This is a genomic window from Acidovorax sp. SRB_24, assembly GCF_012931925.1.
In genome coordinates this window covers 1-7,878 of the sequence record NZ_MWOM01000104.1, presented here as the reverse complement: position 1 = coordinate 7,878, position 7,878 = coordinate 1, and the positions used below count along the sequence as shown (strand labels likewise).

At 61.3% G+C, this 7,878-nt stretch carries 7 protein-coding genes and 2 pseudogenes; 6 read left to right on the top strand and 3 right to left on the bottom strand.

Annotation, left to right across the window (positions count from 1 at the left end):
- A partial coding sequence (locus B2J89_RS20160; RefSeq protein ID WP_169170654.1) for an IS256 family transposase occupies positions 1–898 on the top strand: 898 nt, incomplete at its 5' end.
- On the opposite strand, the pseudogene B2J89_RS20155 reads toward B2J89_RS20160, so the two are convergent.
- Positions 885–1,190, bottom strand: a pseudogene (locus B2J89_RS20155) (transposase); the annotation flags it as partial. The gene B2J89_RS20160 and the pseudogene B2J89_RS20155 sit on opposite strands and share 14 nt — an antisense overlap.
- A 217-nt stretch (positions 1,191–1,407) precedes the next feature.
- Between B2J89_RS20155 and B2J89_RS20150 the strand changes: the two are divergent.
- From B2J89_RS20150 to B2J89_RS20140, 3 genes are read left to right on the top strand one after another with little or no spacing between them, the layout of a single operon-like run.
- A complete protein-coding gene (locus B2J89_RS20150) occupies positions 1,408–1,767 on the top strand; it encodes a DUF3703 domain-containing protein (protein ID WP_169170653.1) in 360 nt (119 codons plus the stop codon).
- 22 nt (positions 1,768–1,789) lie between these two features.
- Positions 1,790–2,227, top strand: coding sequence for a FixH family protein (locus tag B2J89_RS20145; RefSeq protein ID WP_169170652.1), 438 nt, complete (start codon positions 1,790–1,792; stop codon positions 2,225–2,227).
- A gap of 8 nt (positions 2,228–2,235) precedes the next feature.
- On the top strand, positions 2,236–3,507 hold the full coding sequence (locus B2J89_RS20140) for a cytochrome-c peroxidase (RefSeq protein ID WP_169170651.1): 1,272 nt from the start codon (positions 2,236–2,238) through the stop codon (positions 3,505–3,507).
- Here the strand turns inward: B2J89_RS20140 and B2J89_RS23340 are convergent.
- Together B2J89_RS23340 and B2J89_RS20130 are read right to left on the bottom strand one after the other, a co-directional pair.
- The gene (locus B2J89_RS23340; protein WP_169170650.1) at positions 3,495–4,313 is read right to left on the bottom strand and encodes an AraC family transcriptional regulator; all 819 of its coding nucleotides are present in this window, start codon (positions 4,311–4,313) and stop codon (positions 3,495–3,497) included. The genes B2J89_RS20140 and B2J89_RS23340 overlap by 13 nt on opposite strands.
- A 561-nt stretch (positions 4,314–4,874) precedes the next feature.
- The gene (locus tag B2J89_RS20130; protein WP_169170649.1) at positions 4,875–5,504 is read right to left on the bottom strand and encodes a hypothetical protein; all 630 of its coding nucleotides are present in this window, start codon (positions 5,502–5,504) and stop codon (positions 4,875–4,877) included.
- A gap of 179 nt (positions 5,505–5,683) precedes the next feature.
- On the opposite strand from B2J89_RS20130, the gene B2J89_RS20125 reads away from it, so the two are divergent.
- Both B2J89_RS20125 and B2J89_RS20120 read left to right on the top strand, forming a co-directional pair.
- Complete coding sequence (locus tag B2J89_RS20125; RefSeq protein ID WP_169170648.1) at positions 5,684–6,106, top strand: HU family DNA-binding protein; 423 nt, start codon at positions 5,684–5,686, stop codon at positions 6,104–6,106.
- A gap of 226 nt (positions 6,107–6,332) precedes the next feature.
- Positions 6,333–7,491: pseudogene (locus B2J89_RS20120) on the top strand (IS30 family transposase).
- The last annotated feature ends 387 nt before the right edge of the window (positions 7,492–7,878 follow it).

The window sequence follows — 7,878 nt, the reverse complement described above, 5'->3', positions numbered from 1 at the left end:
CTTCGACGACAAAATCATCTCGCTGTACGCCCGCGGCATGACGGTGCGCGAGATTCAAAGCCATCTCGAAGAGATGTATGGCACCGAGGTCTCGCCCAGCCTGATTTCCTCTGTGACCGATGCGGTCAGCGACGAGGTCAAAGCCTGGCAGGCACGGCCGCTGGACGCCATCTATCCCATTGTTTACATGGACTGCATCCACGTGAAGGTGCGCGAAGGGGCGGTGCGGGTCAAGGCGGTGTACCTGGCCATCGGCATCACCATGAGCGGCGAGAAGGAAGTGCTGGGCCTGTGGCTGGCGCAGACCGAAGGAGCCAAGTTCTGGCTGCAGGTGGTCACCGAACTTCGCAACCGCGGCGTGCAGGACATCTTCATCGCCTGCGTCGACGGTCTCAAGGGCTTCCCCGACGCCATCGAGGCGGTGTTCCCCAAGGCGGTGGTGCAGCTTTGCATCGTGCACATGGTGCGCCACAGCCTGAACTACGTGTCGTGGAAACGCAGGAAAGAGGTGGCGGCCGACCTCAGGCGCATCTACCAATCGGCCACTGCCGAGGAGGCCGAGCTGCGCCTGGGCGAGTTCGAGGCCAAGTGGGATACCGAGTACCTGCCCATTGGCCAGTCCTGGCGCAGGAACTGGAGCCGGCTGACGCCGTTCTTTGACTACCCGCCGGAAATCCGCAAGGTCATCTACACGACCAACGCCATCGAATCGGTGAACATGGGCCTGAGAAAGCTGAGCAAGAACCGGGGCTCGTTCCCCAGCGATGAGGCGCTGACCAAGCTGTTCTACCTGGCCCTGCGCAACATCAGCCAGAAGTGGACCATGCCGATTCGGGACTGGAGGGCCGCGCTGACCCGATTTACCATTCAGTTCGGAGACCGCATCTCCATCCACTGAAGTCCGACCCGTTTACACAAAAATTCGGACACGCCCCAGCGGCGAGCGCCCCTTGTCGTTCCAGCTTGCGCCACTGGAACAGCAAGCTGGCAGCGATACCTTCCTGGCGTGCAACGAGCGACACGCTCATACCCGGCTCGTAGGTTCGTCGCACTAGCGTGGCCTTCTCTGAAAGCGACCAGCGCCTGCGGCGCTGGTCGCTCATGATCACTTCAACGGTATCCGTATTCCTAGTCGTACTCACAGTCCTACTCCTATCTTTAAAGATAAGCGATAGACGGTGTCCTGTCATTCAAGAGGCCAGCTCACTGGCTGCGGCCCGCGCGGAAATCGCCAAGCTGCAGCGTGTGCTCGGCAAGAAGACCTTTGAGAACGAAATCCTCAAGGAAGCCGTGGAGTAAGCATCTCCGCTGTTGAATGAAAGGGCTACCAAGTCAGCCCCTGCGTTCAAGTCCAAAGTCCCCCATTCGCGAAGAATTCAGTGCATCGGAACCTACCCGGAGCACCTCATGAACACCTTCGCAATTCGAATCAAACCCTGCGTGCAAGCAGAACTGGCCGCTGCCTCAGCGGCCGAGGCACGCGGCGAGTTCTACACCGCATTCCAACACCTGGAGAGAGCCCACGTGCTCGGCCAAGCAACGACCGTCGAGCATGTGCGCGTGCACTGGCGCATGTTTCAGTTTGCGCTGCGCAACCGCCGCCACGGTGAAGCCACCGGCCAGCTCTGGCGGCTGATTGCCGCTTGCATCTTCACTGCGCTGGGGCTTGTGCCCGAAGGCAATACCGGTGGCACGGATGTCAGTGGATTTCGGCGTCTGCCCGTACCGAAAGACCTGAAGCAAGTCCTCGACGCTGCGCGGGTCTGAAGCAACCATCTCTGGAGAAATCATGCTCAAAAAAATGACTGCCTCGGCCACGCTTGTTGTGGTCGCACTCATGACCGCCGGTTGCATGTCGCCGCCCAAGGACTTGGATTTGTCCCTCGAAAAGAAATCTGTGGATGGCGTCTACCAAGTTGCGCTGTTGCCTCCAGCGCAAGCGCCTGCCGTCAACCAGATGCACAGCTGGAAGGTGAAGCTGGCCACTGCCGAGGGCGTGCCCGTTCGAGGCGCGAAGTTCCTGGTCGATGGCGGCATGCCTCAGCACGGCCATGGCCTGCCCACGCAACCGCGCGTCACACGGGAGATGGAAGCGGGCACCTATGCGCTGGAGGGAATGAAATTCAGCATGACGGGCTGGTGGGAGATGAAGCTGGCCATCGACGGGCCTCAAGGAACAGACAAAGTCACCTTCAACACGGTGGTGAACAACCCTACCGCGCGGTGAGGTTTCGGATGAACAAACGTGCCATCTGGGTTGCGGCTGCGGCGGCCGCACTCGCCGTCTCCGTATTCGCCGCACAGGAACTGCAGGCGCCGTTGCGCGACAAGTGGTCGGCTCAGGAAGTCGCCACCATCGCGTCGATGCGCCTCAAAGAGGCTGGCGAGCGTCCGGTCGATATGTCCAACGCCTACGAGCAACGGACCGAGGCCGCTACGCTGGGCCGCGCGCTGTTCAATGACAAGCGGCTGAGCAAGAACGGTCAAGTCTCCTGCGCCAGCTGCCACTCGGCGACCGGCCAGTTCGAAGACGGGCAGCAGTTCGGTAAAGGCATCGGAACTGGCAAGCGCCGCACCATGCCGGTGATGGGGGCAGCGCACTCACCGTTCCTCTTTTGGGATGGCCGCAAGGACAGCGCCTGGTCGCAGGCGCTCGGCCCCATGGAGGACCCCGCGGAGCACGGCGGCAACCGCGTGGCGTTCGTGAAGCTGGTGCTAGGCCAATACAAGGCCCAGTACCAAGCTGTGTTTGGTCCCGCGCCTGAATTGGAAAAACTTCCCGAGGACGCTTCTCCCAATGGCACCGATGCCGAGCGCGCAGCCTGGGCAGCCCTTCCGGAGATTACGCGCGACGGAGTCAATCGGGTATTTGCGAACATGGGCAAGGCCATCGCTGCCTACGAGCGCAATATCTCCTATGGAGAGTCGCGCTTCGACCAGTACGCGGAGGCCACTGTCCGTGGCGATGCACGAGGTCAGGAAAGTCTCACGCTTCAAGAGGCACGAGGGCTGCGCGCATTCCTCAACCAGGGCCAATGCGTCACCTGTCACAACGGGCCTCTGCTGACGGACCATGCTTTCCACAACACGGGTGTGCCGCCGATAGACCCCAGGAACCCCGACCGCGGACGCATCGAGGGGTTGAAGAAGCTGCTGAAGGATGAATTCAACTGTCTTGGCCCCTACAGCGACGCAAAGCCGGAGCAGTGCGGCGAGCTGCAGTTCCTGAACACGAACGACGCAGGCCAGCTCGGAGCGTTCCGCACGCCAAGCCTGCGCAACGTGGCAGCCAGAGCTCCGTACATGCACGCCGGCCAGTTCGCGAGCCTCGACCAGGTGCTTCAGCACTACGCCACATCGCCAAAAGCGGCGATTGGTCACAGCGAACTTGCGCGGCCTGGCGAGAAGCACGCTGAGCGCCAGACCATCCGGCTGTCGGCCGCCGACATCCAGGACCTGGCCGCTTTCCTCGGCGCCGTCACCGGCCCCGTCGTTCAGCCCAAGTAATGTTCCAGGTCGCGCGTTCGCGCACTGAGGGGTCCGGTCATCTGCAGGGCAGACGGTGCGAGGCCAAACATGTTTCGCGCCGTCCTGGAGAGGTGTGCCGAGTCCGCAAAGCCTGCCGCGTGGGCCGCCGTAGAGAGGGTCTCGCCTTGCATCAGGAGAGTCCAGACGTGCAGCAGCCGGCGCCACAACACGTATGTTCTCAGGGGCATGCCCGTTTCTTCCACAAAGAGGTGCCGGAACCGGCCTGGGGACAGGTTTGCAACCCGCGCGACCTCAGGGAGCGTCACGGCCTGGTCCACGCGTTGGAGGAGGTACTCGACGGCTGCCAGTACCCGCGGGTCGGAGGGTTCGCGAAGTGCGGTGCGCGAAATCTCTTGGACCAGCTGCATGCAGACCGCCTTGACCGCGTCGTAGCTTTTCTCGATCCGCCAGGCCCGGCTCAGATTCTTGGCGGCCTCTCCAACGGTATCCGCATCGAGCAGTTCGAGCCCGCCTTGAAGTCGGGCGGACAGTGCCTTACCCGCCGGCGTTTCCGGCTCGATGAAGAGAACGACGCTCATATCGCAGCCGTTCACGTCAATCGTGTGAGTCGCTCTGGAGGGGACCAGCGCTGCGGCACAGGACTGCCATTCACCGTGCCGGCCAAACTGAACCCGCAGGCCCGAGGGCGCGCCGATGGCCAGCTGTATTGCGTAGTGCGAATGCGGTGAAATGGGGGCACCGCTGCTTCCTTCGCCGATAAAGCCGCACACGCCCGCCCAGGCGACGAAGTCACCTCGATAGCGGTTGAAAGCAGACTTATCCACGGGGCCGCAGTCTACGCCTGACCCGCTCGCCTGACGAGGAGTCGCGTTCAGTACTAGGGCGTGTTCACGTAAATGGCCGAGTGCATGCCGGTTCGCAGAGAATCCTGCGCCTGCATGTCGATCACTCGCTACGACAAGCTGGATGTGATGTTCGCAGCCTTCGTGACCATCGCTTTGCTTTGCGAGCGGCTGCGGCAATGTGAACGCGCCCTAGCCCGCTGGACACCATGGACTCACGAACATGACAGACCGCTTTGCGGTTGATGCACAAGCGTCTCGTTTGGGTCGGTACCATCAGTTCGCATCCCGTGAGAGCTGCCTTTGACCTGAGCGGTGCGGCGGACCTTGGTCGTCCTATCCGAGAGCTCTTTTGAATGGCTGGTACCGGCAGCGCAGCAGTCACTCGACCAGCGAAAAGTCACATGACCGGTAATGGCGGCAGCGGTCATCGGTCTGCCAAAACTGGATGACGGCACCCAACCTGATGCTCACCGCAAATCCGCATGAATGCTGAAGAGGGGGGAGGTACAGGAACACCGACGCAGCCAACGGTGCCCCACTCTATGCCAGGCGATAGGTCCCTTTGCCCTTCTCGCGCACGGCCCCGGCGGCCACCACTCTGTGCATCGCCAAGCCCACAGAGCCTGTGGGAATCTCTGCCCCTTGCGCAATGGCCGCCTGGCTCAAGGTGGTCCAGCTGCGGCGGTCCAACACCGTTTTGAGGTGCGCCAGGACCTTTTCATCGTTCGCACTCAAGCGTTGGGGTGGGCTTGCGGTTTCCTTCGCTGGCTTTCGCACCGGCTTGGCTTTGGACGCCTGCCGTTGCGGCGCCGCCTTGACGACAGCGTCTTCGGCCGCATCAAGGCTTCCAGTGCCTGGACGGGCATGCGAGCGGCCTCCATGGTCTGACAACGCAACGATGACGGGCGTCTCGGGCTGCATCATTTCCGCCGCTGCCCCGTACAGGGTCTTGAGTTGCTCTTCGATGCCCTGCAGCTCATGCGCCATGCGCGCGATGGCGCGCAGTTGGGCGTAGGCACGGTCGGCCTCGTTACTGAAAGGCTCGCTGGCCACGATGCCCACCACACGGCTGGCGTTTGAATGGACTTCGCGCGCAAACGCCTGTTGGGCGGTGTGTAGGTTCTCCCCGGCCTTTTGCAAGGCCAACAAGGTCGATGGAGAAATGGGCATGGGGCTCCTTCAAAGGCATCTGGGCTGGGCATGCCGCGCGATGCTGTTGCGTAAAAGACCCGAGTTTATGGGAGGGCGCAGGGGTATGCGGCGCCTGTGCGCGCTGCTCCTAGAATCGAATCGCCTGTGTGAATACATTGGCCAGTGAATTTCAACCTACAACCCCACAAGATCCCCCCATGGCAACTGCAAAGAAGACACCCACTCCCGCCAAGAAGACCACCAAGGCGGCACCCGTCGTCCAGAAGGCCGCTCCTGCTGCCGCTAAACCGGCAGCGGCGCCCATCAAACCCATCAAGACGGTTTTCAACAAGACCACGCTGATTGCCCACCTGGTCGAGCGCTCGGGTGTCGAGCCCAAAGCCGCCAAGGCCGTGCTCGCGGCGCTGGAGGCTGCGATTCTGGGCTCCGTGCACAAGAAGGGATCGGGGGAGTTCACGCTGCCGGGCCTCATGAAGATCGGCTTGCAACAGATGCCTGCCAAGAAGAAGCGTTTTGGCAAGGATCCATTCACGGGCGAAGAGCGCTGGTTCCCGGCCAAGCCCGCATCGGTGAAGATCAAGACGCGTGCATTGAAGAAACTCAAGGACGCGACGCTCTGACCGCATAACGGGGCCGCCGCCTTCGCTGCGCGGCCTCTGTTCCGAGGCGTTTGGGCGTGCCGCAGGCAGCGTGCGGCTCGCCTTCGATGAACGTGCACTTTATCGCAATGCCTACGCGGCCCGGAGATGACTTTCGATGCGGCGGGGCGACCGACCGCTGCAGGCGGCGGATTCAACTGGTCGACGCAACACACTAAGAGCCGCTCAGGCCGAAGGAGTGTTGGACATGAAACAGCGACCGCGGATCTACTACTCGGACAGCCAGAAGGCGCTGATGTGGGCGCTGGAAGGAGGGCTGGACGTTGCATGAGATCGGTAAGATCTTCGACCGATCTCACTCGTCGATCCACAGGGTCATTGCGCAGACCGGTGGGATTCTCCCACCAGATCGCCGCCGTTCACGGCTCGCACTTACGCTGGCTGAGCGGGAAGAGATTTCACTCGGATTGGCGCTTGGCCAGTCGATCCGCTCTATCGCCGCCCAGATTGGCCGAGCGCCATCCACGGTCAGTCGTGAGATCGAACGCAACGGCGGGCGCATCGGTTATCGGGCCAACTATGCCGACAGCGCTGCATGGGATCGCGCGCATCGCCCCAAGCATTGCAAACTGACTCAGGATCGGGCCCTTGCGCGCATCGTGGCCGGCAAGCTGCGACTGCTGTGGTCACCCGAGCAGATCGCCGGCTGGCTCAAGCATACTTATCCATGCGACGAGAGCCAGCACGTGTCACACGAGACCATTTACCGCAGCCTGTTCATTCAAGCGCGCGGCGCCTTAAAGAAAGAGCTGCTGGCGCACCTGAGACGTACGCGTGGCATGCGGCGCTTTCGCCACTACACGCAGAAGACGGCAATCCATGGGCAGATCGTTGATGCCGTCTCGATTAGCGAGCGCCCAGCCTCTATCGAGGATCGTGCGGTGCCTGGGCACTGGGAAGGAGACTTGGTCTTCGGCAGCGCCAACAGCCAGATCGCGACGCTGGTCGAGCGCCAATCGCGATATGTGATGTTGGTGAAGCTGGAGGGCAAGGACTCGCAGACGGTCGTCGACGCGCTCATCAAGAATGCTCGCAAGTTGCCACAGGAGCTCTACAAATCACTGACTTGGGATCGAGGTACGGAAATGCATGGCCACAAGCGATTCACGATGGCCACCGATATCCAGGTCTACTTCTGTGATCCGCAAAGCCCTTGGCAGCGTGGAAGCAACGAGAACACGAATGGGCTACTTCGACAGTACATGCTGAAGGGCATTGACATCTCGGGGTACTCGCAGCTTCAGCTCAACGCGATCGCGAGACAATTGAACGAGAGGCCGCGCAAGACGCTTGGCTTCCAGACGCCCGCTGAGATGTTCAGCGAACTTGTTGCGTCGACCGGTTGAATCCGCCCTGCTGAACAGTCATTTGATTGCTTATCCCCCAAGTGTGAAGGTTTAGCAGCCAACGGAGCATCCATCAAGAGATGACGGCAAGCTGAAGAACTTTCGATGGGCCACGGGCCCAATGGTCAAAAATCCCTTGAAGCTTCATCTCTGCGCTATGGCAGGGCCACGCATGGGCCACAGGCGGGCCATGAACACAGACGTCAGAAAACTGTGACCCTGAGCCTCAAGGCCTTATTGGCTGCTGAGAGCGGTCAACTCTGAGACTTGAACCAAAATTTGACTGTATCGTGGGCCATGGAAAACTCACGTAAGTCCTTGATTTTGGTGCGGCTGGCGGGGATCGAACCCACGACCCTCGGCTTCGGAGGCCGATACTCTATCCAC

Bases quoted from the DNA above. Each gene is read 5' to 3' on its own strand.
- B2J89_RS20150 (WP_169170653.1), top strand. From the start codon at position 1,408: ATGAACACCTTCGCAATTCGAATCAAACCCTGCGTGCAAGCAGAACTG.
- B2J89_RS20145 (WP_169170652.1), top strand. From the start codon at position 1,790: ATGCTCAAAAAAATGACTGCCTCGGCCACGCTTGTTGTGGTCGCACTC.
- B2J89_RS20140 (WP_169170651.1), top strand. From the start codon at position 2,236: ATGAACAAACGTGCCATCTGGGTTGCGGCTGCGGCGGCCGCACTCGCC.
- B2J89_RS20130 (WP_169170649.1), bottom strand. From the start codon at position 5,504: ATGCCCATTTCTCCATCGACCTTGTTGGCCTTGCAAAAGGCCGGGGAG.
- B2J89_RS20125 (WP_169170648.1), top strand. From the start codon at position 5,684: ATGGCAACTGCAAAGAAGACACCCACTCCCGCCAAGAAGACCACCAAG.